We start from the raw sequence: 231 nt of genomic DNA on the forward strand, positions 1-231 counted from the left end.
GGACAGGGCGGCGCGGCGGGTAGGTCGGCCGCGGCCCCGTCGCCCGCGGCGGGTCGACCCGGTGCTGCTGGCCGTAGCCGGGGTCCGGCGCCGGCTCCACGGGTTCCCGCACGGGCGGAGCGATCCGCGACTCCACCGTCGGGATCACGGTCGACTCGCCGGGCGAGGCGGGCTCGTGGGTTGCCGGCGCCCCCGGCAGCGGGTCGGGATGGTAGTGGCCGACGTTCGACT

General features: G+C 78.8%; 1 pseudogene. It reads right to left on the reverse strand.

Annotated features, from left to right (window positions below):
* Positions 1 to 231: pseudogene (locus G6R25_RS25790) on the reverse strand (cell division protein FtsZ); the annotation flags it as partial.

The organism is Candidatus Frankia alpina, from assembly GCF_902806485.1.
Classification (GTDB): Bacteria; Actinomycetota; Actinomycetes; order Frankiales; family Frankiaceae; genus Frankia; species Frankia alpina.